Annotated in this window: 21 protein-coding genes and 1 pseudogene; 7 read left to right on the top strand and 15 right to left on the bottom strand. The window is 61.1% G+C overall.

What is annotated here, in order from left to right:
* Nucleotide 1: 1 nt before the first annotated feature.
* Nucleotides 2-1,789 (bottom strand): putative nucleotidyltransferase substrate binding domain-containing protein, encoded by a 1,788-nt coding sequence (locus I6L41_RS07550; RefSeq protein ID WP_216963104.1) that lies wholly within the window; start codon nt 1,787-1,789, stop codon nt 2-4.
* A gap of 168 nt (nt 1,790-1,957) precedes the next feature.
* Here I6L41_RS07550 and I6L41_RS07545 point away from each other — a divergent pair, with 168 nt between their 5' ends.
* Nucleotides 1,958-2,764, top strand: coding sequence for a crotonase/enoyl-CoA hydratase family protein (locus I6L41_RS07545; protein ID WP_216963101.1), 807 nt, complete (start codon nt 1,958-1,960; stop codon nt 2,762-2,764).
* Nucleotides 2,765-2,834: 70 nt separating this feature from the next.
* On the opposite strand, the gene I6L41_RS07540 is transcribed toward I6L41_RS07545, so the two are convergent.
* Nucleotides 2,835-4,334, bottom strand: coding sequence for a sodium:alanine symporter family protein (locus I6L41_RS07540; RefSeq protein WP_216963098.1), 1,500 nt, complete (start codon nt 4,332-4,334; stop codon nt 2,835-2,837).
* 348 nt (nt 4,335-4,682) lie between these two features.
* Between I6L41_RS07540 and I6L41_RS07535 the strand changes: the two genes are divergently transcribed.
* The 3 genes and pseudogenes from I6L41_RS07535 (at nt 4,683) to I6L41_RS07525 (ending at nt 7,133) form a co-directional block, all read left to right on the top strand.
* Nucleotides 4,683-5,120 carry a GNAT family N-acetyltransferase gene (locus I6L41_RS07535; RefSeq protein WP_216963094.1) on the top strand — a complete coding sequence of 146 codons (438 nt, stop codon included), beginning with the start codon at nt 4,683-4,685 and terminating at the stop codon, nt 5,118-5,120.
* Between the two features lie 76 nt (nt 5,121-5,196).
* Entirely contained in the window at nt 5,197-5,958 is a 762-nt protein-coding gene (locus I6L41_RS07530; RefSeq protein ID WP_254203422.1) for a zinc-dependent peptidase, read from the top strand.
* Between the two features lie 135 nt (nt 5,959-6,093).
* Nucleotides 6,094-7,133: pseudogene (locus I6L41_RS07525) on the top strand (IS481 family transposase).
* An 85-nt stretch (nt 7,134-7,218) separates the two neighbouring features.
* On the opposite strand, the gene I6L41_RS07520 reads toward I6L41_RS07525, so the two are convergent.
* The 6 genes from I6L41_RS07520 to phnR all read right to left on the bottom strand — a co-directional run bounded on the left by I6L41_RS07520 (nt 7,219) and on the right by phnR (nt 14,793).
* Nucleotides 7,219-7,863, bottom strand: coding sequence for a hypothetical protein (locus I6L41_RS07520; protein WP_216963088.1), 645 nt, complete (start codon nt 7,861-7,863; stop codon nt 7,219-7,221).
* A 531-nt stretch (nt 7,864-8,394) separates the two neighbouring features.
* A complete protein-coding gene (locus I6L41_RS07515; protein ID WP_216963086.1) occupies nt 8,395-9,813 on the bottom strand; it encodes an FAD-dependent oxidoreductase in 1,419 nt (472 codons plus the stop codon).
* An 18-nt stretch (nt 9,814-9,831) separates the two neighbouring features.
* Nucleotides 9,832-11,568 (bottom strand): putative 2-aminoethylphosphonate ABC transporter permease subunit, encoded by a 1,737-nt coding sequence (locus tag I6L41_RS07510; protein ID WP_216963083.1) that lies wholly within the window; start codon nt 11,566-11,568, stop codon nt 9,832-9,834.
* The gene (locus tag I6L41_RS07505) at nt 11,565-12,659 is read right to left on the bottom strand and encodes a putative 2-aminoethylphosphonate ABC transporter ATP-binding protein (protein WP_216963078.1); all 1,095 of its coding nucleotides are present in this window, start codon (nt 12,657-12,659) and stop codon (nt 11,565-11,567) included. The genes I6L41_RS07510 and I6L41_RS07505 overlap by 4 nt, the downstream gene beginning before the upstream one ends.
* Before the next feature lie 272 nt (nt 12,660-12,931).
* Nucleotides 12,932-13,951, bottom strand: a complete 1,020-nt coding sequence (locus I6L41_RS07500) for a putative 2-aminoethylphosphonate ABC transporter substrate-binding protein (RefSeq protein WP_216963076.1) — start codon at nt 13,949-13,951, stop codon at nt 12,932-12,934.
* Nucleotides 13,952-14,085: 134 nt separating this feature from the next.
* Nucleotides 14,086-14,793 carry a phosphonate utilization transcriptional regulator PhnR gene (phnR, locus tag I6L41_RS07495; protein ID WP_029303195.1) on the bottom strand — a complete coding sequence of 236 codons (708 nt, stop codon included), beginning with the start codon at nt 14,791-14,793 and terminating at the stop codon, nt 14,086-14,088.
* Between the two features lie 265 nt (nt 14,794-15,058).
* Between phnR and phnW the strand changes: the two genes are divergently transcribed.
* From phnW to phnX, 3 genes are read left to right on the top strand one after another with little or no spacing between them, the layout of a single operon-like run.
* Nucleotides 15,059-16,201: a 2-aminoethylphosphonate--pyruvate transaminase gene (gene phnW, locus I6L41_RS07490; protein ID WP_216963073.1), complete on the top strand. Its 1,143-nt coding sequence runs from the start codon at nt 15,059-15,061 to the stop codon at nt 16,199-16,201.
* Nucleotides 16,198-17,622 (top strand): aspartate aminotransferase family protein, encoded by a 1,425-nt coding sequence (locus I6L41_RS07485; protein ID WP_216963070.1) that lies wholly within the window; start codon nt 16,198-16,200, stop codon nt 17,620-17,622. Before phnW ends, I6L41_RS07485 begins: the two co-directional genes overlap by 4 nt.
* Nucleotides 17,615-18,454: a phosphonoacetaldehyde hydrolase gene (gene phnX / locus I6L41_RS07480; RefSeq protein ID WP_209298424.1), complete on the top strand. Its 840-nt coding sequence runs from the start codon at nt 17,615-17,617 to the stop codon at nt 18,452-18,454. The genes I6L41_RS07485 and phnX overlap by 8 nt, the downstream gene beginning before the upstream one ends.
* Nucleotides 18,455-18,595: 141 nt before the next feature.
* Here phnX and nrfF read toward each other — a convergent pair whose 3' ends face one another.
* The 7 genes from nrfF to nrfA all read right to left on the bottom strand — a co-directional run bounded on the left by nrfF (nt 18,596) and on the right by nrfA (nt 26,327).
* On the bottom strand, nt 18,596-19,747 hold the full coding sequence (gene nrfF, locus I6L41_RS07475) for a heme lyase NrfEFG subunit NrfF (RefSeq protein WP_254203421.1): 1,152 nt from the start codon (nt 19,745-19,747) through the stop codon (nt 18,596-18,598).
* A 38-nt stretch (nt 19,748-19,785) separates the two neighbouring features.
* The gene (locus tag I6L41_RS07470; protein WP_216963063.1) at nt 19,786-20,376 is read right to left on the bottom strand and encodes a DsbE family thiol:disulfide interchange protein; all 591 of its coding nucleotides are present in this window, start codon (nt 20,374-20,376) and stop codon (nt 19,786-19,788) included.
* Entirely contained in the window at nt 20,373-22,340 is a 1,968-nt protein-coding gene (nrfE, locus tag I6L41_RS07465) for a heme lyase NrfEFG subunit NrfE (protein WP_216963060.1), read from the bottom strand. Before nrfE ends, I6L41_RS07470 begins: the two co-directional genes overlap by 4 nt.
* A gap of 173 nt (nt 22,341-22,513) precedes the next feature.
* Nucleotides 22,514-23,467, bottom strand: coding sequence for a cytochrome c nitrite reductase subunit NrfD (nrfD, locus tag I6L41_RS07460; protein ID WP_216963056.1), 954 nt, complete (start codon nt 23,465-23,467; stop codon nt 22,514-22,516).
* A gap of 87 nt (nt 23,468-23,554) precedes the next feature.
* Nucleotides 23,555-24,235: a cytochrome c nitrite reductase Fe-S protein gene (nrfC, locus tag I6L41_RS07455; RefSeq protein ID WP_216963053.1), complete on the bottom strand. Its 681-nt coding sequence runs from the start codon at nt 24,233-24,235 to the stop codon at nt 23,555-23,557.
* Nucleotides 24,232-24,831 carry a cytochrome c nitrite reductase pentaheme subunit gene (nrfB, locus tag I6L41_RS07450; RefSeq protein ID WP_216963050.1) on the bottom strand — a complete coding sequence of 200 codons (600 nt, stop codon included), beginning with the start codon at nt 24,829-24,831 and terminating at the stop codon, nt 24,232-24,234. Before nrfB ends, nrfC begins: the two co-directional genes overlap by 4 nt.
* Before the next feature lie 53 nt (nt 24,832-24,884).
* A complete protein-coding gene (nrfA, locus tag I6L41_RS07445; RefSeq protein ID WP_216963880.1) occupies nt 24,885-26,327 on the bottom strand; it encodes an ammonia-forming nitrite reductase cytochrome c552 subunit in 1,443 nt (480 codons plus the stop codon).
* Nucleotides 26,328-26,513: the final 186 nt, after the last annotated feature.

Raw genomic sequence — 26,513 nt, 5'->3', positions numbered from 1 at the left:
GCTATTGTCTCAGACGAAAGTGCAAGGTGAGCCACTGCTGGAACTTCTTCACCTGATGCAGCGCCTGACGCAACAGATCCCGCTCGCTGTGGCTAAGCTCGCTTGTCTGCACCCGACTATTGCCTCCCTTGAGCTGGCTGCGCAGCCTCAGCCGGATAAAGAGCCGGAACGCCTCTGCGAGATTGCTGCCATAGTCGGCACTGAGCCGATCGGCAGCCACCAGCGCATCGATACGCCCCAGGGTCGAGGTCTCCAGAATGCCTGCCTCAAGGGCCAACATGCGGATACCGTGTACCAGCGGGAACAGGCCGCCCCGCTTCAGATCCAGCCCTTCCGGTGGCTGCTCCAGTCGGCCAAACAGGGTGAGGGGGGCATGGAAGGCCACCGCCGGTCGCACCATCTCCGCCAGCAGATCCCGCCTGTCCGCCAACTGCTCGCGCAGCGCTCTGGCAACCGGCAGATGGAGTTGGCGATCTCCCGCGATGGGGTGAGCATCGGCCAGGGTGGCGAGCCATAGCAGCTCATCCTCTTTTGCCGTGGTGCAGGCGCTGGCAATGGCGCTTTGCCACTCGCTGCCTGTTTTTACCCAGGCCGGATTGTTCACCATCACCTGCCCGGGGCACAGCGGGTAGCCGAGGCGTTCCAGCAGGGCGCTGAATTCGGCGAGATCGGCTGCCTGCATGGGCCATGCTAGCCCCTCTGGCAGGATCAGGGCGTTGTCCTGATCGGTTTTGAGGATCTGCTCGCCGCGCCCCTCCGAGCCCAGCATCAGCAGGCAGACCTTATCCTGCACCTCGGGGGTGATCACCAGCGCAAAGGCTTTGGCGATCAGCTGTTCGTTGATGGTGGCGATGAGTTTCATCAAAAAGGCGGTGTGGATCCCTTGGGCAAACAGCGAGCGGGTCAATTGCTGCTGTTCACGGGCCACCGCCTCCAGCGCGGGCAGGCTGTCGGCTCGGGCAATGCGCAGGGTCAGCACGTGGGAGTGGGTAGAGAAGAGCCCCAGCACCTGAGTCAGTTGCAGGATCCCCGCCACCTCATTGCCGCGCCACACCACCAGTCGCTTGATACGATGGCGGGTCATCAGCAGCAGGGCATCAAACAGATAGCTCTCCAGCGGCAGACCAATCAGGGGCGTGGGGGTCAGCACCGAAAGGGGGGTCGTCAGCGGCAATCCCTTGAGGGTCAGGGCGTGGAGCAGGGTCTTGCGGGTTGCCAGCGTGAGGGAGCCGTCGTGGGCCGGGTAGAGCAGGCAATCGGTTCCCTTGCTCACCATGGCTTCGGTCGCCGCGAGCAGTGACAGCTTGCTATCGACGATAAGCGGTGCCTGCAGGTGGCCCGGTTCGATGCGGGTCAGGATAAATTCCGCCAGATTCTTCTGACCCAGTTGTTCGCGCTGCTCCTGCTGGCGCTGACGCTCGGCCAGATTGGCGGTGAAGTAGCTGGCAAACTGCGGATCCTGCTCACAGAGCGCCAGAAAGGTGTGGCGAGGAATGAGTTGGCAGAGGCTATCTTCCAGCGCGGTGAAGCGGTGGCGGCAGCGACCATCAAACTGGGCGCGCACATCGAACAGGTCATCAACCCCGTAATCACCAAACTGGTGGTGGGGAGCAGACTCTTCCACCGCCCCCTTGATGATGAGATAGAGGCCGGGAGGCTCGTCCCCCTCCTGGAGCAGCAGATCCCCGGCCCGAAAATAGCAGAGCGAGAGGTGGCGGGAGAGCCGCTCGCGCGCCTCCTCATCCAGTCGGTCGAACGGTGGTCTGGCAAAATTGAACAGGGTTGACATGACAGCGTCCTCTGCTGGCTTGCGGCACTCATGCAGCTCCCAGTGTGACAAAGGGAGGGGGAGGCGACCAGCCGACTTTAGTCTCAGCTGTACCACCTGTTCACACTCTGATAACGTAGTGGTATGACCAGTGAGTCAGTTTCAGGGATCAAGGAGAGGATAAGGGAGATGGAAAAACCAAGGATCAAGTGCGAGATCCACGACGGGATTGCCGAAGTGATGTTGACGCGGGGGGACAAACTCAATGCGCTTGACCGCGCCATGTTCAGCGCCATCGATGAGACGCTGACGCAACTCGCCCGGCACAAGGGGCTGCGGGCGGTGATCCTGCACGGCGAGGGGCGGGCCTTCTGCGCTGGGCTGGATGTGAAGTCCATGCTGAGACAGCCGGTGGCGGCGCTCGATATTCTCAAGCGTGAAGCGGACGAGGCGACCAATCTGGCCCAGCGGGTTGCCTATGGTTGGCACCAGCTGCCGGTGCCGGTGATTGCGGTGACCCAGGGAGTCTGTTTTGGTGGTGGCTTGCAGATTGCGCTCGGCGCCGATTTTCGCTTCAGCACCCCCGATTGCCGCTTCTCGGTGATGGAGATCAAGTGGGGCATCATTCCCGACATGAGCGGCAGCGTCACCATGCGCAACCTGATGGGGCTGGATACCGCCATGGAGCTGGCCATGAGCGGGCGCGAGCTGGATGCCGTCGAGGCCAAAGCTATCGGGATGGTGAGCCGGGTCTGCGCCGATCCGCTGGTGGAGGCGCGGGAGTTTGCCCGCACCCTTATCACCAAGTCGCCGGATGCACTGGCGGGGATCAAGCAGCTCTACAGCCAGGCCTGGGCCCGCAGTGACGAGGCGATGCTCAAAGAGGAAACCCGGCTGCAAAAGCAGATCCTGGGGCGACCCAACCAGTGGCGGGCCACCCTTAACAGCCTGTTTCGTTGGCGTCTGCCCTTCGGGCCGCGCCGCAATCCGCTCTGAGATGAGGTGACAGGAAAAAGAAATGGCAGCCGAGGCTGCCATTTTTATTGATGTCTTATGTCGTTCTGGTTCAGGAGGTCTTGCGATCCTGATCCGGCTCGAACTGATGGCCCGATTTCTCCAGCGCCAGGTTCTCTTCGGAGCGCTTGCCCACCCAGTAATCGGCGTTCTTGATACCGAGCTTCTCCGGGTGGAACACCGGATCCAGTCCCTTGGCCTGCTGCGCTTCATAATCCTTCAGACAGGTGAAGGCGGTCTTTTGCAGCAGCAGGATGGCGACGATGTTGAGCCAGGCCATCAGACCGACTCCGATATCACCCATGCCCCATGCCAGCTCGGCGGTCTTGACGGTGCCATAGACGGTGGAGGCCATCAGGGTCAATTTCAGCACGAAGGTCAGCCAGGGGCGATTCACCTTGCGGTTGATGTAGGCGATGTTGGTCTCTGCGATGTAGTAGTAGGCAACGATGGTGGTGAACGCGAAGAAGAACAGCGCGATGGCCACGAACATGCTGCCAAAGCCCGGCATCATGCTCTCCATGGCGGTCTGCACATAGCCCGGGCCCGCAGCCACACCGGCGATACCCGTGTAGAGGGCGGCGCCGTCCGGCCCTTGTACGTTATAGAGGCCGGTGATCAGCAGCATAAAGCCGGTGGCGGAGCAGACGAACAGGGTGTCGATATAGACGGAGAACGCCTGTACCAGACCCTGCTTGGCCGGGTGACTCACTGCCGCAGCAGAGGAGGCGTGCGGCCCGGTACCCTGACCCGCTTCGTTGGAGTAGACCCCGCGTTTAACCCCCCACATGATGGCCAGACCCAGAATGGCACCGAAACCGGCATCCAGACCGAAGGCGCTCTTCCAGATCAGCAGGATCACGCCCGGCAGGGCAGAGATGTTGAGGGCGATGATGACGCAGGCCACGATGATGTAGCCGAGCGCCATAAAGGGCACCACGGTACTGGCGAAGTTGGCGATACGCTTGACGCCACCAAAGATGATAAAGCCGAGCAGCAGCGCCAGACCGGCGGCGGTGACGTTCGGATCGATATCAAAGGCGGTCTGCAGGCTGGCGCCGATGGAGTTGGCCTGCACCCCCGGCAGCAGCACGCCGCAGGCGAAGATGGTGGCGATGGCGAAGGTCCAGGCGTACCACTTCATGCCGAGCCCTTTCTCGATGTAGAAGGCCGGGCCGCCGCGGTATTCGCCGTTGATCTTCTCTTTGTAAACCTGACCCAGGGTGGACTCCACGAAAGCAGAGCTGGCGCCGAGGAAGGCGACCATCCACATCCAGAACATGGCGCCCGGGCCACCGAAGGTGATGGCGGTGGCGACGCCGGCAATGTTGCCGGTGCCGACGCGACCGGCCAGGGTCATGGCCAGCGCCTGGAAGGAGGAGACACCGGCATCGGTGCTCTTGCCATCAAACATCAGCCGTACCATTTCGGCCATGTGACGCAACTGCAAGAAACGGGTGCGCAGGGAGAAGTAGAGACCGACCCCCAGACACAGGTAGATGAGCGCAGGGCTCCAGATTACACCATTGATGGCATTGACGATTTCATTCATGTACAACAACTCCTTTGTTGTGTTTGTGGCGCTGTCTTGGCGAGATCTTGGCCTCGCTCTCTGTCACTGTTTTCGGCCCTGTTTGTTAACAATCCAGTTAACAAATGAGCGCTAGGTTGAGGGGTTAAGCAGAGCGCAAACACGCGCCATGCATGGCTTGTAACATATCGAGTTGTATCGGTGCTTCCCAGCGAAAAATGTTGTCTTGTTGCAAATTTGTGAATTGACAAGGGTGGGGGGATAATGGCAGGCAGCGTTTTCTATGAGTAAAGATGAGATCCTCCTTGTTGATCTGCGCCAGACAATGTGACGGGGGTAACACAATGGAAAGCAAACATGAGGCCAACAATGAAAAATGACCCTGAGACCTTGACGATCCGTCCCCCTGAGGCCGACGACGGGAGCGCCATCGCCCACCTGTTCACCCAATTGGGGTATCCTGCCGAAGGCGCTGACGTGACGGCGCGCCTGTTGGCGCCGGATCCCGCGAGCGTTGTGCTGCTCGCATCCCAAGGCGACAAGGTGGTCGGCGTGCTGGTGTGGCACAAGCTGGCACCGCTGCATGTTGCACCAGCTTGGGGCCTGATCTCGGCGCTGGTTGTCGATCAAGGGGCAAGAGGGGCGGGAGTGGGCGCTGCCTTGCTCAAGGGAGCCGAAGCGATGGCGCGGGCCGCAGGTTGCGCCCAGCTGGAACTCTCCAGCAGTCTCAAGCGCGAGGCGGCCCACCGTTTCTATCTGGCGCAGGATTATCAGGAGCGGCCGAAACGGTTCGTCAAACTGCTGTGACCTGTTTTTTGCATCAAAAGAAGGAGTAGGCGTGCTGGGATGGTTCAAATGGCTGGGTGGTCGCCCGCAAACGCCCATGAGTGAGGATGAGTTGGCGCTGTGGCGTCAGGCGCTGGCGGCTGTGCCCATCTTGCAAGGGCTCAGCGACGCCGAGCAGACAATGCTTATCGGCTTGGGGCAACAGCTGCTCAAGCGCAAGACCCTGACCCTGATCGGGGTAGAGCTCAGCCCACGCCAACAGGCGGTGCTGGCGCTGCAGGCGGCGTTGCCCATCTTGCACCTTGGCCTTGACTGGTATCGCGGCTTTCACGAAATCATCATTATTCCCGAGCCCGTCACCCGGCGCCAGGAGGTGCAGGATGAGTTCGGGCTGGTGAGCGAGTTTGAAGAGGAGAACGCAGGCGAATCCTGGCCGCAAGGGCCGCTGGTGCTGGCCTGGAGCGAACTGCAGCAGGATGGCGACTGGGACGGTTTTAATCTGATGATCCACGAGCTGGCCCACAAGCTCGACATGCTGGGGGGGGAGGCGGACGGTGCGCCGCCGTTGCCGGGGCAGATGAGCAGCCAGCTGTGGCAACAGGCATTTCAGACTGCCTTCGATGCGCTGTGCCAGCAGCTAGATCGGGATGAGGTAACCGCCATCGATCCCTATGCTGCTGAACATCCCGCCGAGTTTTTTGCCGTCAGCTGCGAGTGTTTCTTTACCGATCCGCTTCGGCTGCAGCAGGTTTATCCTGCGGTATACCGGCAACTGAGCCAGTTCTTTAGCCAGGATCCCGCGCAGCGTTTTCCTGCGACCCGCTTGCTGGCGGGGGAGGGAGGTTACGGAATTCTGTGACATCAATGCACAACAAAAATGGTAAAACAGTGGAAATGCTTAATTGTGGTCTGTATGGAGATGGTAGGGAGTGGTCATACGGCTTCAAACCGGATAACAAAACGGTACCCCTACCGTGTTATCTGGAGTCACCGTATGACCACCAACGAGAAAGTAGCACGTCGCAAACTCAGCCTGCTAGCGCTCGCCAAAGAGCTCAATAACGTCAGCAAAGCCTGCAAGCTCATCGGCTACAGCCGTCAGCAGTTCTACGAAATTCGCCGTAATTACCAGACCTATGGCGCCGAGGGATTGCTCGATAAATTACCCGGCTGTAAAGGGGCTCATCCCAACCGGGTTGCGCCCGAGATTGAACAGGCCATCCTCGATTACTCCCTCACCAGACCAACCCATGGCCAGCTGCGGGTCGCACAAGAACTGGCTCTGCAAGGCATCAACGTCAGTGCCGGTGGGGTGCGTGGCGTGTGGCAACGTCATGACCTGCTCTCCAAACACGACCGCTTGTTGCGCCTCGAGAAAACCCACCGCGAGCAGACTATTGAGCTCAATGACGAGCAAATTCGGCTGTTAGAACGCTTTAGCCCCGAGTTCCGCGAACGCCAGATAGAGGTTCACTACACCGGGAACTGGTGGCGATCGACACCTTCTTCGTCGGCGCGCTCAAGGGGGTTGGCAAGGTGTATCTACAAACCGCGCTGGACTGCTACAGTCACCACGCCTGGGGAAGGCTCTACACCAGCAAGCTGCCGGTGACCTCGGTTCATGTACTCAATGAAACGGTGCTGCCGTTTTTCGAGGCCCACGAGGCACGGGTCTATACCATCCTGTCGGACAACGGGCGCGAGTTCTGTGGACGACCTGATCACCATCCCTACGAGCTGTTCCTGCAACTGGAGGGGATTGAGCACCGAACCACCAAGGTGCGCAGGCCGCAGAGCAACGGCTTTATCGAGCGACTGCATCGAACCTTGCTGGATGAACACTTCCGTATCAAGGGAAGGACGACCTGGTATGAGTCGGTAGAGCAGATGCAGACAGACCTGGATAGCTATCTGGAGCACTACAACACCCAACGGCCACATCAGGGCAGGATGATGGAGGGTCAAACCCCCTACAACATGTTCAAGAAGGGTCTGAAATTGATACCGAAGGAAGTGCGCACTAAAGTAGCGTAAACAAGACACCGGTTTGAGGCCGGTGTCAGGTGATAACTAGATCTGTACAGTCTAATTGTCTCAAAAATTTTAGCTCATCTGAGTATTAAAATCTTTGCTCAGCAACATCGGCCATTATTCTATCAACCTCTTCACTTTCACAGTCGGTTGCTACCATCCAAAGATAAATACCATAGGCTCTTATCATCCGATAGTAATCGACAGCTTCCTTCATTGTTGGTAGAGCAGTACCTGCATCATCATGAGTTAATTCATTTCGTCTATCAACCAATTTGGTTATTTTATCTATGTCATCATCATCGATCTTGTTGTTCCATTCAGTTAGTTTTTTCTTGTTGTATGGGCCATTGAAAGATACAAGGAAATCTTTAAATATCTCAAAAAGTTCAATGATAGCAAGTTTTGCAATTACAGGTTCAGCCCTAGATACGCCGTTAGGAATACTTTTGAATGGTGCTTTAATGCCACCGTTTTTATTTCTAGTTGGATTATCACCAAGAATCATGGCAGATAGAATAGACATTTCATTACTTGTTTTAAAACAGTAGGGGTGAGTTCTTATGATTTCTTTTTCATTTGCAGGGGCAGATAGATATGGCCCATCTTTCCACGCCAAATTATCGTCTCCACAGCAATTTGGATCTAACATTTTCTCTGCTGATCTTGCCAAGTCAAACACCCAAGCGCTATCCAATGCGGCTTCATTTATTTTCTTTAGAAAAGCTTTCATTTTATTTTCCTAACGAGTGAAGTAAGATGCCTGCTATATATTGGTTGGTGTTTTACGAATCATTTTAATAGGCGGTTGATAAGTGTCAAAATAGATGCTAATCGTTACACTCAAAGAAGATAGTATGCCACAGGACCTACATGAATCTCATTGTGGCAGATCAATCTTTTAAACTTGATAAAAGTCATCTCGTATGTTGGGCTAAAAAGGTAGGTTGGTGCTGAACGAAGTGAAGCCCAACGTTTACCGTGGAATATGCCTGTCAATCAGTTTTATGGTTTAGCCACATCCTTGTTTATTCCACTCTGGTTGGCGTAATCATGCTCGCCTGTTGGGCTTCGCTACGCTCTGTGCCAACCTACAAATCACGCTATCTCAATCCTGCCGCCGCAGGGGCCAATCAGCTGATCACGCTTGGCGATAATGCCCCCTCAGATTTCACCTGTAAAAATGCCGACCCTCGGGTCGGCAGTTTCAAGAAATAGGGTGTGGGGCGAACAGTATGGGTAATGTTTGTCCGTTATCACCGGGCTATTTATCCGACTTGCCCGCCGCATCGGCAAGTTTGGCCAGCTGTTTGTCATACCAGGCCACCGGGCGGTTCTCATCTTCCGCCCGCTCCTTGCGCCGGATGGCATTGCGCACCGCCATGGCGCCCAGCCAGCGAAAGGGCTCGGGCGGGAAGTAGCCGCGCGGGCCGCTTACCAGCGCGCATTCGCGCCACGGCTTATCTGATCCCCGAGCTTCATCGCGCACCAAAGCCGCCAGGATCTGGCCGCCGATCCAGCTTTGCGCCACTCCGTTGCCGGAGTAGCCGAGACCATAGACGATATTGGGCTGCCCTCGCCAGTGGCCGAAGAAGGGGAGGCCATCCACCGAGCGGTCGGAGGCGCCGCACCAGCTGGCGGCGATGGGCACCTCTTTGAGCGCCGGAAAGAAGCGGCGCAGGGTGCGGGTGAGGGGAGCAAGATAACGGCTGGGGGCATCAAACTCGGCCAGATGGCGGTTGGCAAAGGCGAAGGTGTTGCCCCCCTTGCCCAGCATCAGCCGCCCTTGCGGGGTGGAGCGGTAGTAGTGGACAAAGGTGCGGCCATCCACCACGGAGCGGCCGTGCTCAAGCTGCTGGGCAGCCAGTGCATCCGGCGCGGGATCGGTTATCACCATATCGGAGGAGACCAGCACGATACTGCGGCGAAACTCGCGAAAGTGCTGCACCATGGCGCTGTTGAGGGCCAGCACCACCTTGCTGGCACGCACCTCACCCTGCGGCGTTTGCACCCGCGCTGGCTGGCCCGCCTCAAGGCGCTGCATGGGGGAGTGCTCATAGACCTCGATCCCCAGTTCCCGCGCTACCCGCAGCAGGCCGCGCACCAAGAGCGCCGGTTGCACCGAGCCCGCGTGGGGGCTGTAGAGCCCCTCCAGATGAACGTGGGAACCGCACTGGCTCGCCAGTTCACCCTCTTCAATCGCCTGCCCAATCGCCTGCCACTGGTTAAGGTCTGCGCGCTTGAGTTCCTGCAATACCGGCTCCATCAGGCCACGCTGCGCCTCGCTGGTGGCGGTGTAGCAGGTGCCCTCGACCCTCAGCTCTGCCTCTATGTTGTGCGTTTCGCAGAAGTGGGCGATCTCGTGCACCGCCTGCTCGGATCTTTGTACCAGCCAGGCTGCCTGCTGCTCGCCAAAGAGGCGCCTTAACGTCAAATACTTGGCCGACCAGGTGAGCAAACAGCCGCCGTTGCGCCCGGAGGCGCCGCTGCCGCAGCGATCTTTTTCCAGCACTATGACGTGCAGGTGGGGCTCGGCCTGTTTAAGGGCGATGGCGCTCCACAGCCCGGTAAAGCCGCCGCCGACGATACAGACATCGGCCTCGTGGTTGCCGACTAGGGGCGTGGGCGGCGCGGGCTGTTCGGCGGCGAGCGCTTCGGCCAGCCAGAAGGGGAGAGTGGACATGATGACTCCTCGATAAGGTTATTGGTGGCGCCAGCGCTGGGTGCGATCCAGTAGGGCGCGGCTCAAAAAGAGCTGGAGCAGCTTGACGGTGGCGGCGGCCAGCAGGATCAGGGTGGCCATGGCGGCGGCCGCGGCGGTATCGCCGGAATCCTCCATGTTCAGCACGGCGATGGAGGCGAGCACGCTGTCGCTCGAGTAGAGGAAGATCACCGCCGAGGTGGTGGTCATGGCGTTGACGAACAGATAGATGAAGATCTCCAGCAGCGCGGGCAGGGAGGCGGGCAGGGTGACCCGCCAGAACGCCTTCCAGAGCGGAATGCGCAATGAGATGGCCACCAGCTCCAGCTCCTTGGGCAGCTGCTTGAGGCTGGTCAGCGCCGTCATATGGCCCACCGTGTAGTAGTGGATGACGCAGGAGAGCACCATCAGCGGCAGAGTGCCATAGAGGCTGCCAAAGAGCGGATTGCCGTTGAAAAAGAAGATGTAACCCAGCCCCAGCACCATGCCGGGTACCGCCAGCGACAGCATGGCGAGCAGATGCAGCAGCTGGCGCAGCGGCGCGAAGTGGCGCCCCTTCTCCTGTGCCCAGGCCAGCACCATCACCAGCACTGTGCCGATCAGCGCGGTATAGAGGCCCAGCTGCAAGGTGTTGGTAAAGGGCTGCCAGCCGTAGACACTGTTGCTGTCAAAGGCGTAGTGATCCAGCGTCAGCCCGAGATTGTAGGGCCAGAACTGTACCAGGGAGCCGTAAACGGCCATCCCCACCAGCGCCAGAAACAGCAGGGCCCAGAGCGTGCACCAGCCGAGCGCCAGCAGATCACGCAGCCGATGGGGTTTGGGCTGATAGGGCACCGCCTTGGTGCTGCTCTGCTCCTGCATCTTGCTGCGTACCCTGTGTTCCAGGGCAAAGCTCAAGAGCGCCGGCAGCAGCAGGGTGACGCTGGCCACTGCGCCCAGCGAGAAGTTCTGCATCCCGATCACCTGCCGGTAGATATCGGTAGCCAGCACGCTGTACTGGCCGCCAATCACCTTGGCAACCCCGAAGTCGCAGATGGTGAGGGTGAAGACCGCGATGGCGGCGCTGAGCAGGCCATAACGGGCGGTGGGCAGGGTGACGGTGACAAAGGTACGCCAGCCGCTGCTGCCCAGCACCCGGGAGGCTTCATAGAGGCGGGCGTCGCTCTGCCCTAGCGCCGTGATAAGGATCATCAGGGCGTGGGGAAAGCACCAGAAGCCCAGACCAATGACAATGCCGATGGGGCCGTAGATGCTCTCGCCGCCGAGCAGCCCCTTGGCGATCCCCTGATTGCCAAACCAGTAGACCAGACTGATGGCGGGCAACAGGGAAGGCATCAACAGCGGGATCAAACCGATGAGGCGAAACAGGCTCTTGCCCGGCATACAGGTGCGGGTGAGGGCGTAGGCGTAGCCAAAGGCGATGGTCACCACCAGCGCGGTGATCAGCCCCCCGAGCCAGAGGGTGTTGCCTATGGTGCGCCCCAGATGAGGGGAGTCGAAGTAGGCGCTGAAGTTGGCAAGGCCCACCCAGAGGCCGTTCTCAACCTGCAGGCTCTTTTGCAGCATGGTGAGCAGCGGCAGCAGCAGACCGCCGGTGAGCAGGGCAATGCCGAGCACCAGCAGGATCAGTTGCAGCAGCTGATCCCGGCTCCAGCCGCGACAAAGCCGCTGCCAGCGGGCGTCTTGGCGGGCTGTCGCTGGCGGCAGCAGAGAGGAGGTCGCAAAGGGGGCAGTCATGGGCGTTCTCCTTCAAACAGCTGCATCGCCCCGGCAGGCCAGTGCAGCGAGCAGCGCATGCCGCTGCGCCAGCCACCCTGTTCGTGGCGGGGTAGCTCGTGGGTCGGGCGCTCCACCAAAATTTGCTGCGGGCCCAGGTAGGTGTCGGCGGTGCAGATTAGGCGCTGGGCGGCGCCGAGAAACTCCACCTGATCGATCTGTGCTTCGATGCCGTGCTGCCCAAGATACGGCTCGCTCGGCGCACTCAGGGTGATCGCCTCGGGGCGGATCGCCACCTGCAATTTGCTGCCGGCGGCGGCCCGGTTGGCAAGTTGCAGCGGCTGCTCGTTAAGGCGCACCTGAGTGGGGCTCAGCACCAGGGTGTCGAGGAAGTTCATGATGCCGACAAAGCTTGCCACGAAACGGCTGGCAGGCTGGTGGTAGATCTCCTGCGGGGTGCCCACCTGCACGATACGGCCACCCTCCATCACCACGATGCGATCGGCCATGGTCAGCGCCTCTTCCTGATCGTGGGTCACCATGATGGTGGTGATGCCAAGGCGCTGCTGCAGGGCGCGGATCTCGCTGCGAAGGTGGGTGCGCACCAGCGCATCCAGCGCGCTGAGCGGTTCGTCCAGCAACAACAGACCGGGGGAGAGGGCGAGCGCCCGGGCCAGCGCCACCCGCTGCTGCTGGCCGCCGGAGATCTGGCTCGGGTATTTGTGGGACTGGGCAGTGAGATCCACCAGCCCCAGCCAGTGGTCCACCCGCTCCTTGATGAGATCCCGTGCCAGCCCCTGATTCTCAAGGCCGAAGGCGATGTTCTGGGCCACCGTCAGGTTGGGGAAGAGAGCATAGGACTGAAACACGATGCCAAAATCGCGCTCCTGGGGCGGCAGGCGGGAGATATTGCGCCCTCCTTGCCAGATCTCGCCGCTGTCCGGCAGATCCAGCCCGGCGATGGCTCTGAGCAAGGTGGTCTTGCCGCAGCCGGAGGGGCCGAGAAAGCAGATAAACTCCCCCGGCTCAATGGTCAGAGAGATCCCCTTGAGGGCCTGAAAAGCACCGAACTGCTTGTTGAGATGTTGAATGTCCAGATAGGGCTGGGTCATGGTTCGACTCGCTACTGATTTGGTATATACCAGTTTGCGGGTGAAGTGTGACGATCAGGTGATCGGGGGATGACAGCTTGATGACAGTCAGATGACGACGGGTCACCAGCAAGTGGCTTGGCACCGTGCGGATGGGTGAGGCGTCGCTAATTGAAGGCAATACAAACTCGGGAAGTTAAAACCAAAAAGCGAAGGCCAACACCTGTTGGCCTTCGACTGGCAGTTTATTGGTGGCTGTGTGTGGGGTGTGAACAAACCGCAGCCCTTCAAGCTTACTGCTTGGCTTCGGTCTTGCCGTCGAAGCTGGCGCTCCACTGGGCCAAAATGGTATTGCGCTCGCGGGCGGCCCAGCCAAAGTCGTTGTCGATCATCTGGCCCTTGATGTTGGCGGGATAGCCGGCTCTGGGCTTGGCCACATCCGGAATGGCGACCACTGCGAACGACTTGTTGTAGAGGGCGTTGGCCTGTTCGGTGGCGGCAAAGTCGAGCAGCTGTTTGGCGGCATCCAGCCTGGGGGTGCCCTTGATGATGGCGGCAGCTTCCATATCCCAGCCCGAACCCTCTTTCGGGAACACCACCTCGATGGGGGCACCCTTGGCCTTGAGGCTGGTGGCCGGGAAGTCGAAGGAGATACCGATCACCGTCTCGCCGCTGGCAGCCAACTTACAGGGGGCTGAACCCGAGTGGGTGTAACGGTCGATGTTCTGGTGCAGGCCGTTCATGAATTGCCAGCCCTGCTTCTCACCCATGGTCTGCAGCCAGCCAGCAACGCTCAGGTAACCGGTGCCGGAGGAGCTGGGGTTGGGCATGATCACCTTGCCCTTGTAGATGGGCTTGGTGAGGTCGGCCCAGCTGGTGGGGGCCGGGATCCCCTGTTTTTCCGCCTCTACCTTGTTGAAGCAGATGGCGCTGAAGAAGGCGTCCAGACCGATCCAGTGCGGCTCGGCCTTGCTGTCGCGAAAGCGGCTGTCGAGCTTATCCAGTCCTTTCGGTGCATAGGCATTGAGCATCTGCTGCTGATCGAGCTGCATCAGGCTGGTGGCAGCCAGTCCCCATACCACATCCGCTTTGGGCTGGGCTTTTTCTGCCAGCAAGCGGGCGGTGACCACGCCGGTGGAGTCACGCACCCACTTGATGTTGATGTCCGGATGCTGGCGCTCGAACGCGGTTTTCAGCTCGCTGAGCTGCTCCGGTTCGAAGGCGGTATAGACGGTGAGATCGGTTGCGGCCAGTGCCGGGGCTGTCGTGGCAGCCAGCACGGCGGCGGCCAGCAGATGGGTTCCCTGTTTCATCCTCTTCTCCATATAAGTTGGCTTGGTATAAACCAGATTGGTCGAGAGAGAGGCTAGGGGATCTTTATGACGTGACTGTGACAGCCCCGTGACGTTTTGCCGTGTGCGATTTGCCGTTCCTGATCTGCCCGTGACTAATCCTGGGTATCCACCTCGATCTCCAGACTGTCGTGGCGCCAGTACTCCAGATCGAAGTCGAGCACCCGGCCGTGCTGATCGAAGTTGAGTCGCTCAAGGCGCAGGGCGGGCAGACCGGCGGTGGCCCCCAGCGCCTTGGCCACTTCGTCCGGCAGGGCGGTGGGGAAGAAACGTACCTGCATGCGGGCATAGTGGAGATCGTAATGGGCCTGATAGATCTCGGTCAGGCTGCCGTTGAGATCCAGCTCCAGCAGGCCCGGTACCCGCTCTGGCAGGCAGTGGTTCTCGCAGTAGCAGATGGCGCGCCCATTGGCATAGCGCAGCCGTTTTAGCAGAAACAGGCTGTCGAACGGCTTGAGTTGCAACTGCGCCATCAACGCGGGCGGCACCGCCTGGCGGCTTTTTTCCAGCAGCTCGGTGCGCGGCTCGCCCCCTTGCTCCCGCACTATCTGGTGAAAGTTGGAGGTGCGTCTGGGGTTGAGACTGAAACGCGGCGGGGTGACGAACCAGCCGCGGCGATCCTCCCGATAGATAAGGCCGTTCGCCTCCAGCTGCACCAGCGCCTCGCGGATGGTGACCCTTGTGGTGCCATAGAGTTCCCCCAGCAGTCGCTCGGAGGGGAGCTTGTCGTTGGGGGCCAGCCCTCCCGCCAGGATCTGGTTGGCGAGGGCATCCTTGATCTGCAGATATTGCGGTTTGCTCATGAAAATCCCTGGTTGTGCAATAAGTTGTGCAATGAGTTGGGCAATGGGCTGGGCACAGGGCAGGTCATCTGCCCGGTCGTTACACGGCAACATCAACATGCGTTGGTAGATACCAGAATCGCCCCTGCTGTTCAGGCTTCCTAGATTATCGCGATCCCGGCGCTGAAAATGAATTTTTTGTTGCACGTAGCGCCACCCCTTTGACCTTGGCGGGGCAGTTACCCACAATGCGCTCATTCTGGTATATACCAAAAGGAGCGAAGTCATGACCCATATTCCTGCGGCCCCCGCCGCCGTCGATTACCTGCTGCTGACCCCGGGCCCCCTCTCGACCACCGCCACGGTGCGCGCCGCCATGCTGCAAGACAGCTGCACCTGGGATGCGGACTACAACCAGGGTGTGGTGGAGCCCATCCGACGCGAGCTGGTGCGCCTCGCCACTGGCCCTGAATATCAAAGTGACTACAGCGCTGTGCTGCTGCAAGGGAGTGGCAGCTATGTGGTGGAGAGCGTGCTGGGCTCGGCGATAGGTAGCGATGAGTGTCTGCTGATCATCAACAACGGTGCCTACGGTGCCCGCATGGGGGAGATGGCCCGCTGTCTTGGCCTGCGTCACCATGAGCTGGACTGCGGCGAGACCACCCGCCCGGAGCCCGCCGCCATCGAGGCGATGCTGGCGCGCCACCCCGAGATCACCCATCTGGCATTGGTGCACTGCGAGACTACCACCGGCATGCTTAACCCCCTTGAGGAGGTGGCTGCGCTCTGCCAGCGCCGCGGCATTCGCCTGATCGTCGATGCCATGAGCAGCTTTGGCGGTATCCCCATCGATATGGGGCGCCTTGGCATCGAGTTTCTCATCAGCTCGGCCAACAAGTGCATTCAGGGGGTGCCGGGCTTTGGCTTCGTCATCGCTCGCCGCGCCGCGCTGACGGCCTGCGCCGGTCGCGCCCGCTCGGTCTCCCTCGACCTGCATGCCCAGTGGCAGACCATGGAGCAGCAGGGGGGCAAGTGGCGCTTTACCTCGCCCACCCATACCGTGCTCGCCTTTGCCCAGGCCCTGCGCGAGCTGGACGAAGAGGGAGGCATTGCCGTCCGCCATCAGCGCTACCGTGAGAATCAGCACACGCTGGTGGCGGGGATGGCTGAGCTGGGCTTTGCGCCGCTGCTGCCAGAAAAATGGCAGTCTCCCATCATCACCGCCTTCTACTCTCCGACCCACCCTGACTACCGCTTCGCCGACTTCTACCAGCGGCTCAAGGCGCAGGGCTTTGTCATCTACCCGGGCAAGGTCTCGCAGGCCGACTGCTTCCGTATCGGCAATATCGGCGATGTGACCCCTGAGCGGGTGCGGGATCTGCTCGCCGCCATGGCCAGCGCCTGCTACTGGCAGGGGGCTGCGCGATGACCAGCATGGCGCCTCACGGTTGCGATCAGCAAGACCATAAGCTGCACGGCAGCGGCCGCGCCGACAGCGAAGGGGATATCAACCTTGGCGAGGGGCGGGCGCGCTGGTGGGCGGGCCAGAGCGAAGATGTACAGGCCGGATTGGCGGAGGATAGCCGCTACTTTCTCCATCAGGCGCTCTCCACCCCCTGTTTGGATCTGATTGAGCGCGCGCAGGGGAGCTGGCTGACCAGTGTATCGGGCGCGCGTTACCTCGATTTTCACGGCAACAGCGTCCATCAGCTGGGCCACGGCTACCCCAGAGTGGTGGCCGCGGTGCAGCAGCAACTCGCCGATCTGCCGTTCGCACCCCGCCGCTACACCCATCAGGTCGCCATCGACTGCGCCCGCACTCTGGCCGAGCTGGCTCCTGGCGATCTCAACCGGGTGCTGTTCGCCCCCGGCGGCAGCGAGGTAGTGGGGATTGCCCTGAAGCTTGCCCGCTTTATTACCGGCAACAGCAAGGTGGTGTCCCTCTGGGATGCCTTTCACGGCGCCTCCCTCGATGCCATCTCGGTCGGCGGCGAGGCCTGTTTTCGCGCCGGTATGGGCCCATTGATGGCCGGCGTAGAGCGCATCCCGCCGCCCACCCGTTATCGCGGCGTCTGGTATCGCGGGGAGGGGGATGACCTGCACTACGCCGATTATCTGGAGTACGTCATCGAGAAGGAGGGAGGGATCGGCGCCTTTATCGCCGAGCCCATCCGCAATACCGATGTACAGGTGCCCTCGAAGGTCTACTGGCAGCGGGTGCGGGAGATCTGTGATCGCCACAAGGTGCTGCTGATCGTCGACGAGATCCCGAATGCCCTGGGCCGCACCGGCCACTGGTTCAGCTTTGAAGAGTTCGGCATCGAACCCGACATCATCTGTCTGGGCAAGGGGTTGGGGGGCGGGGTGGTGCCGTTTGCCGCGCTCATCACCCGCGACCGTTTCAATCAGGCGGCAGCTATTTCGCTCGGTCACTACACCCACGAGAAGAGCCCCATCGGCTGCGCGGCGGCCCTCGCCACCATCAGTACCATCCGTGAAGAGGGGTTGCTGGCCAAGGTGCGGGAGGATGGCCGTTTTATGGCGACAGAGCTCGCGGCGCTTGCCGAGCGTCACCCGCTGATCGGGCAGGTGCGCGGCATAGGTATGCTCTGGGCGCTCGATCTGGTGGTCGATCACCAGAGTCGCACCCGCAATAGCCAAGCCGCCGAGCGGCTGCTCTACCGCTGTCTGGAACTGGGGCTCAGCTTCAAGGTCTCTCAGGGCAATGTCATCCAGCTTTCGCCGCCGCTCAATATCGCTCGCGCCGATCTGGTGCGGGCCATCACCATTCTCGATCGCGCCCTTGGCGAGATCACACTTTCACCGAAACAGGAACACCCCCATGACTGACTTGCAGATTGCTGTAGACCCGACCACCGACGTAGAGGCGCTGATCCTCGACTGGGCCGGCACCGTCGTCGATTTCGGCTCCTTCGCCCCCACCTCCATCTTCGTCGAGGCCTTCGCCCGCGCCTATGACTTCCCCGTTACTCTGGATGAGGCGCGCCAGCCCATGGGCCTTGGCAAGTGGGATCATATCGCCGCGCTGGGCCGTCTGCCCTCGGTGGATGCGCGCTGGCAGGCCCGCTTCGGCCACCCCATGAGCCACGCCGAGGTGGACCACATTTATCACACCTTTATGCCGCTGCAGATTGCAGCGGTGACCCGCTTTGCAGCCCCCATTCCCGGTGTGCTGCCGGTGCTGGATGCTCTGCGAGCACAAGGGCTGCGTATCGGATCCTGCTCCGGTTATCCCCGTCCGGTGATGGAGGCGCTGGTGCCTGCTGCGGCCGATCACGGCTATCGGCCGGATCACTGGGTCGCCACCGATGACCTCAAAGCCGGTGGGCGCCCCGGCCCCTGGATGGCGCTGGCCAACGTAATTGAGCTGGGAATAAGCGCCGTGCATCGCTGTATCAAGGTGGATGACGCCGTGCCGGGTATCAGCGAAGGGTTGAAAGCCGGCATGTGGACGGTGGGATTGTCGGTTTCCGGCAACGAATTTGGTGCCACCAGGGACGAGTTTGCCGCCATGAGCGAGCCGGAGATCGCCGCCCGGCGCGCACCGGCCGAGGCCAAACTGCGGGCGGCGGGTGCTCACTACGTCATCGACACCTTGGCCGATATCGCCCCGGTAATCGCCGATATCAACCGCCGACTTGCCGCTGGCGAGCGACCTTAAGCGCACGTCGAGATAAACCTGCCAAGGTGAACCAATAACAAAACACCCCCGCACGGGGGTGTTTTGCATTGATTGGCATTGCGCAGGGCTTGGCAGGAAGAAGGCGCTAGCGTCCTGACAAGAAGCAACGGATCTGTCGGGCTAGCCACCCATCATCCGCGCAGTCTGAATTGCCTCGATCAGCGCGGTTCGGTTGATGCGGGGCCGCTCTTCATCGAGCAGTTGCTGCCACAGCGTAATGGCCTGGCTGTAGCGACCATGCAGGAAGTGATCGGAGGCAAGCAGCATCAGGGCGCTCACCTCGCCTTTGTCCTGTTTGAGGGCGCTCTCCAGCAGGCCGGTTGCCTCGGGAGTCAGCTGCTGGCCCGCCCGGTAGTAGAGCACGGTCGCCTGAGCGGCTTGAGTCGCAGCGCTGGCGCCCCCTTCCAGCAGGGCGAGACGCTGGTAGGCGAGCAGGGCGTTGTCATACTCGTTCCGATAGAGATAGAGCTGGCCGAGCGCCGCCCAAGCGTCGAGATCGGTGGGGTTGGCTTGCAGACGTTGATGCAGGGCGCCCAGCTCCTTGTCCTGCAGATCCCGCGGGCTCAATCCCGCCAGCGGATCGGGGCGTGACTGATAGGTCTGCCACGCCTGATAGCGGCCGGTGCCGGCATAGATGCCGGCAACCAGCGCCAGCAGCAGGGCCCCAAGCAGTATCCAGGAGCACAACCAGAGCAGCGGACGGGCAGTGCGATCCCTTACCAGCCGCTCGTGCAGGGCCTGTTCGGCTGGTGGGAGGGCGTTGGCGAGGCGAGCCAGCTCCAGTTCCCGATAGAGGCGGCTAGTGGAGGCAAGTCCCACCTGCTGCTCAGCCATGATGAGGCGGTTCAGCTCGGCTCTGGGGTCGTGGGCGAGCATCCCCTCTGCTCTGTCGCCGACAAGCGGCACCCGCGCCGGTTGCCGGCGATGCAGGCTCCTGCGCAGGTGATTGAGTGCCAACAACAGGATAAAGGCGGGGCCGCCCCATAGCAGCGCTGTGCTGGCCTTGAAGGGGGGATCGTAGCGCACGAAATCGCCGAAGCGCTCCGTCATGCGGGCGATCACCTGCTCATCAGACTGCCCCTCGTCTACCCAGCGGTAGACCTCGAGTCGCAGATCCCGCGCGATGGGGGAGTTGGACTCCACCAGATTCTGGTTCTGGCACTGGGGGCAGCGCAGGGCGCGGGCCAGCTCTTGCGCCCGATTTTGCAGCTCGGGGTTGCGAAACTGATAGGTATCGACCCCGCTGGAATATGCAGTTGCACTCAGCAGCATGCCGAGGGCCAGCAGGGCGCAGGCAAGAGAACGGCGCATCATGGCTGTGTCTCCCGAGCTGATATTGCAATAGTTGGTGCAGTAGTGGCGGCCTTCATTCGCGCATCCGCTCGCGCCTGGTCGAGCAGGGGGGCAAACTGACGTTGCCAGATCCCTTTGGTGAGCTCGCCGGTATGGCGGGCAAGCAGGGCACCATCGGCATCAAACAGATAGGTCTCTGGCGTGCCGTAGACGCCGAGCTCAAGGGCCAGTTTGCCGTCGGGGTCCGCCAGCACGGCGCGATAGGGGTTGCCCGCCTGGATAAGCCAGGCGCGGGCCGCATCCCCCTTGTCCCGGTAGTTGAGACCGTAGAGGGGCACTGTTGCCGCGAGCTCGCTGAGCAGCGGATGCTCGGCGCGGCAGTTGGTGCACCAGCTGGCCCAGACGTTAAGCACAAAGGGCTCGCCCTTGAGGCTGGCGGTCTGGATCGGACGCCCATCCAGCAGATTGTCGCTCTGCCACGCAGGCAGGGTACGTCCGAGCGTTGCCTCATCCTGGCTGTAGGGATTGTTGCCAAGGCCGAGCCAGAGCAGGGCGCCGAGGCCCAGGGTCAGCAGCAGTGGAAGAAAGAGGCGCAGGCGGGATCTCATAACGCCTCCTGTTCGAGCCGTTGATGGGAGCTACGAACCGCAATGGAACGAGAGGCTAGCAAAGGGCGACGGGCGAGCAGGCGCAAGGTGCCGCCTGTCATCATCAACAGGCCACCGAACCAGATCCAGCGCACCAGCGGCTTGTAGTGCAGCCGCATGGCATAGGCATCTGGTCCCATCTTCTCACCCAGCACCACGTAGAGATCGCCGAGCATTCCCCACGCGATGCCGGGTTCATTCATGTTCATGGTGCGCACGCTGTAGTGGCGCCGCTCCGGTGTCAGCCGCGCCACCTCTTTACCGTTCTTGTGCACGCTAAGTGTGATCCGCTCGGCGGTATAGTTGGGGCCGATCACCGGCTCGCGCCTCTCATAACGAAACTCGAACGCGCCGAGCTGGTAGGGCTGGTTGGCACTTAGCACTGTGCCTCCTTCCTGACTTTGGTGACTCACCTGCGCGATGCCAAGGGCGCACACCGCCACCCCGAGGTGGGCCAGCAAGCTGCCAAACCGATTGAGGGTGAACTCGCGCAGCAATGTCGGTTGCATGAGCGGGAGCAGCAGGCTGGCCATCAGCCAGAGGCTCACCATATTGGCGAGGATGCCAATCCAGCCACCGGAAAACGATCCCTGTTCCAGATAGGCAAGGCTAAGCAGCCCGCCGCCAAGCAGGCCAAACAGCGGCGGTAACAGCGCGTTGAGTCGGGAATGTGCCGCAAGCTGCTGCCAGCGCAGGCGCGGCAGCTGGGTCATCAGCCCCATCAGGCAGAGGGCCAGCGGCACGAAGATGGTATTGAAATAGGGGGCGCCCACCGAGAGCGAGCCAAGATGGAGCGACTGGAACACCATGGGGTAGAAGGTGCCGAGCAGCACGCTGGCGCAGGCCACGCTGAGCAGCAGGATGGCGGCGCCGAGCAGCCCCTCCTTTGACAGCAAGCCAAAGCGGGCGTAGGGGGCGCGAATGTCCGCCCGCAGGGCAAACAGGGTGAGGGCGCAGGTCAATAGCAAGCCGAGCAGCAACAAGAGGGTGAGGCCGCGGCTGGGGTCCACCGCAAAGGCGTGCACCGAGGTGAGTATCCCGGAGCGCACCACGAAGGTGCCGAGCAGGCTCAAGGCGAAGGTGAAGATAGAGAGCAACAGCACGGCGTGGCCGTAGGCGCCGCGCTTCTCGCAGACAATCAGGGCGTGCAGCAGAGCGGTGCCGAGCAGCCAGGGCAAGAGGGAGGCATTTTCCACCGGATCCCAGAACCACCAGCCGCCCCAGCCGAGCTCGTAATAGGCCCACCAGGAGCCCAGCACGATGCCGGCGGTGAGAAACACCCAGGAGCCGAGCGCCCAGGGTCGGCTCCAGTGGGCCACGGCGCCATCGAGCCTGCCCGAGTGCAGCGCCGCCATGGCGAAGGCGAAGTTGACCGCAAAGCCGACGTAACCGAGATAGAGCAGGGGTGGGTGGATGATGAGGCCGATATCCTGCAGCATGGGGTTGAGATCACGCCCCTCCAGCGGCCCCGGGAACTGGCGGTCAAACGGGCTGGAGAAGATCAGGGTATAGAGGCCGAACAGCCCGACGATCAGCCCCATGATGGCCAATACCCGGGTGCGGATGAGCGGATCGACCCGCTTGGAGCAAAGTGCCACCAGCGCGCCCCACAGCCCCAGCGCAAAGACGAAGAAGAGCATGGAGCCCTCGTGGCCACCCCATACCGCCGCCAGCTTGAAGCCAAGAGGCAGGGCGCTGTTGGCGTGCTGGGCCACATAGACCAGAGTGAAGTCATCCTGGCCAAAGCAGCTGGCGAGCAGCAGCAGGGCGGTCAACAGCAGGATGGCATTGATCAGCGCCAGCGGCGTGGCGCTGCGCAGCAGGGTCGGGGAGGCGAGGCGCAATCCCAGCCAGGGCAGTGTGCCCTGCAGCAAGGAGAGTGCCGCCGCCAGCAACAGTGAGAGATAGCCGAGCTCCGCCAGCACACAACCTCCGGTTCAATCTTTGATCTCATTCATGTCATGACACACACGCCGCGTCGTCTCCCTTTGGCGGAGAACATTGTCAAGCAACGGGTGTGGCATCACCAGAAATTCATTGGGCCAGCAACAAGCCAGCGCCAGTCACCCGAGGGCGGCTGGCGCTGGTGATCATATCTTTAAACGACCGTCATTTGACCGGCATAAAGCACGAAGTAGCGCAGCAACAGGATCCCCACCAGGGTCAGGCTGCAGACCAGCACCAGATGGCCGTTTCGCTCCCGCAGGGGCGCCGGGGTCAGCAGGGCCAGCAGCTGGGGCAGCAGCATGCCGACCCCCACCACGCCGACCCAGAACACCTGAGCCCAGAAGCCGCTGCCGATGGCCGCCCACATCGCCACCTCTTTCTGGCCGCCACCGAAGTAGAGGCCGGTAAAGAAGCAGACCAGCAGCAACACCTCCACCACCAGCACCGGCCGCTCGAAGCGATGCACGAAGCTCACCCCTTGGGTGTGATGGTTCTCCTTGAAGAGCGTCACCGCCAGCAAGATGGTGGAGGCGATACCTGAGCTGATGCCCGAGACCAGAAACAACACCGGCAGCACCGGGTTGTTCAACAGCGGATAGGTCTTGAGTGCCGAGAGCAGAAAGCCGGTATAGGCCCCCAGCAGTACGGCAAGCAGCAGCAAGAGCGGCGCCAGCAGCCGTTCGATGCGGGCAAGCCAGCCAATCAGCCCATCCACAAATGCGAACTTCTCTTGCAGCAGGTGACGACGCAAGGTCTCAATCTCGGCGCGAAACACCACCGCCAGCCAGGCGAACAGCACCGCCATATAGAGCTGAAACAGCATGACCCCCATCGACATCACTGAGTCGAACTGGTAGTGGAACATCAGCTTCCAGAAGGTCCAGGGGCGGGCCAGATGGAAGATAAGGATCAGTAACCCCAGGATCACGCTCGCTGGCGCCAGAATGGCGGTTGCCTTGATGATGCCGCTCTCGCTGCCTGCCCCCTTGCGGCGCAACAGCACCGAGAGGGTGGTAGCCCCGGCGGAGATGCCGAGCAGAAAGAGATAGATAGCGATGGGCCAGTCCCAGACAAGGGAAGGGAAGTGAAATGCGTCATGCAACATGATCCATTCCTCCCTCTGTTACTGCGGTAGATGGCGATCGGACAAATCCCCAGACAAGGGAGGGAAAATAAAATGCCGCTTGCATGGTCATGACGTTATCTCCCCTTTGGGCACGCGGTACATCTTGGGCGAGGTGCCGAGCGCCTGCTTGTAGCGATAGTTGGTCTCCTTCACCAGCCGTTGGGCGATGGGGCTGTCCGGATCATCCAGATTACCGAACACCAGCGCCTTGGTGGGGCAGGATTCCACGCACGCCGGCTCCTTGCCCGCCGCCAGGTTGGTCTTGCGGCAAAAGTCGCACTTGTCTGCCACCCGGGTCACAGGGTTGATAAAGCGTACCTGATAGGGGCAGGCGGCGAGGCAATACATGCAGCCGACGCAGAGATCCGCGTTGACATCGACGATGCCATCCTCCTTGCGGATATGGGAGGCGCCGGTGGGGCAGACATGCACGCAGGGGGCGTTGTCGCAGTGCTGGCAGGACTTGCGAAAGAAGCGGTACTCGGCGTCTGGAAATTCACCGAGGGGGCCTGAGCGGATGATCTCGAGGCGCGAGACCCCTTCCGGCACTTTGTTTACCTCCCGGCAGGCGTCCATGCAGGCGGTGCAGCCGATGCAGGCCGTCTCATCGTGGATCATGCCATAGCGGATCCCGTCGATGGTCTGGCTGTGGGCGAGGGGGGTGGCAAGGGAGCGAGTCGACCCCGTCATCATGATAAGGGCCCCCGCGCCCATGCCCGCCATAAAATTACGGCGAGAGCAGCTCATGAGGCCTCCTTGCCGGTAGCCGGTTTGGACTGCTCCTGCCGGGCCTTGCTGGCCTCATGCTGCTTGCTGTGGCAGTCGACGCAGAGCTTGATGCGGGATTTTTCCGGGATCCCCACCATGGGCTCCTTGGCCGGATGCAACTGGTGACAGCTGGTGCAGGTGAGCTTGGTGGCGTGCACGTCGTGGGCCCAGAGCGCCTCGCGCAGTGGTTTGGGCTCGTGGCAGCTCATGCAGACGCCGTTCTGCTCGCTGATGGGATAAAGCTTGATGCTCTCTTTATCCTTCAGGCTGTGGCTAAAGCGCATCACATCTTTGACCCCTTCCCGATGCTGAGGGGAGGGCTGACCGTGGCAGTTGGTGCAGGTGACATGTGCCAGGTTGTTGGGATTGGTCGCCTGACCATGCTTGCCGTGCATTCCCTCGCTCTGCTCCTTGTGACAGTCGGTGCAGGCCTTGTCGGGATTGCGTAAAAATTCCACCTCATGTGTAGCTGGAACAGGGGCTGCTGCCGGCTCGGCCGCCTGACCCTGCAGGCTGGTGAGCAGCATGGCTGCCATCAGCATCAGTCGTAAAAAATCCATCGTTAAATCACCCATAGGAAGCCTCCATCCGCTGCGGGCCCGACTTGGCGTCGGGCCCGCAGGCGCCGTTACTGTGCCAGCCGTCCGGCCGCTTTAGCCTCGGCATCCCAAGCGGGGACCGTGGTCTTGAGGAACTGGGCCTTGTCGCTGTTGAACTGCTTCATATCCATGCCAAGGGCCGCTTGCGCTTTCTCCTTGGTGGAGATGTCGGGGATGGTGATTTCGTGGCTGATCCCCTTGCTGGCCAACAGGCGTGCCAGCTTGGTGCGGGCGTCAGCGGCTTTATCCAGCGCGCTGCCAAGTACCTTGAGGGCCACTTCGGGGGCGTGCATCTGTACCCCGTGGGAGGCGATGGCGTAGTCCCAGCGCCACTGGGCGTGACGGATGTCCTGCAGAATATCCTTCATCTCTGCCTCGGTGGCGCCGGCATCCCAGGCCGCCTTGGCTTCAAAGTGGGCGTGTACCAGCTGCTTCTCGACCTTCAGCTTGGTTTCGATCACCGCCTCTTTGCGCTGCTTGACGATCCCTTGCAGCATCTCCTTGCTCTGGGTGTGGCAGTTGCGGCAGGTCTGCTCGAAACGATCGAAGGGGTTGCCCACTTTGTGATCGGTGTAGACCTTGCCCTGCTCGTTCTGCACCTTGGGCATGTGACAATCGACACAGGCGACGTTGTTCTGGCCGTGAATGCCGGCGCGCCAGGTTTCGTACTCGGGGTGCTGGGCTTTCAGCATGGGGGTTTTGGAGAGGGCATGGGTCCAGTCGGCAAAGCCGATTTCATCGTAATAGGCCTCCATCTGCTCAACCGTGGTGCCCTTGTCCCAGGGGAATTTGACCGCCTTGGTGGGGCCGCTGAAGTAATACTCCACGTGGCACTGGCCGCACACCTGGGACTGCTGATCAAAGCGCCCCTGCTCCTTGAACGGCTTGCCGATGGCGGTCATGGCCCGATCGGCATAGGGACGGGAGAGGTGCAGGGCAGGTTTGCCCTCCTTGAACTCCTTCGAGGCGGTATCGTGGCAGTCGGCGCAGCCGATGGTGTTGACTACTTCCGGCCCGCCTTTTGCCCACATCCCCTTGAAGTAGCCATCCTCACCCTTCTCGTCGATGACGCGGGCCACATCCGGGCCTTTGCAGCTCCAGCAGGCCATGGGCAGGGGGCCATCTTCGGCTGTTTTCGGGGCGCCGGTACGCAGGGTTTCGCGCACATCGGTCAGCGCATAGAAGTGACCGCGCGGCTTGTTGTAATCCTTGGAAAAGGGGTAACCGCCCCACAGCACCACCATGTTGGGATCTTCCGCCAGCGCGTCGGTGCGTTCCTTGCTTTCGCTGGTGGCTTGCCAGCTGGTGAACTGATCGGCGTGATCCTTGGCGAACAGCTCGCTGCGCGCCTCTATCTTGCCCTTGGTGGTTGCTTCATCAGCCAGTGCCCAGCCGCTGGCGCCAAGGCTGGTAGTCAGCAGCAGGGCGGCGAGGCCCAGTTTGATATGCCTGTGTTGTGAACCCACGTTTATCACTCCCAGATAAATGTTTTGGTCTCGTCTGACCCGTTCCATCTTGGTGTGGATCTTCCCCCCGTCGGGCGGGGTGGGCAGACATTCGCTTGCGGGTGAATAAAACCGCGCAATATATGATTGCTCGAGGGTTACCCTAACAAATAGGTAAATTTAATGATGATTTATCGGAGGGAGAGTTGTGCC

Source organism: Aeromonas sp. FDAARGOS 1411 (assembly GCF_019047125.1).
Lineage (GTDB): Bacteria > Pseudomonadota > Gammaproteobacteria > Enterobacterales > Aeromonadaceae > Aeromonas > Aeromonas veronii.
This window is presented reverse-complemented; position numbering and strand designations above follow the sequence as displayed.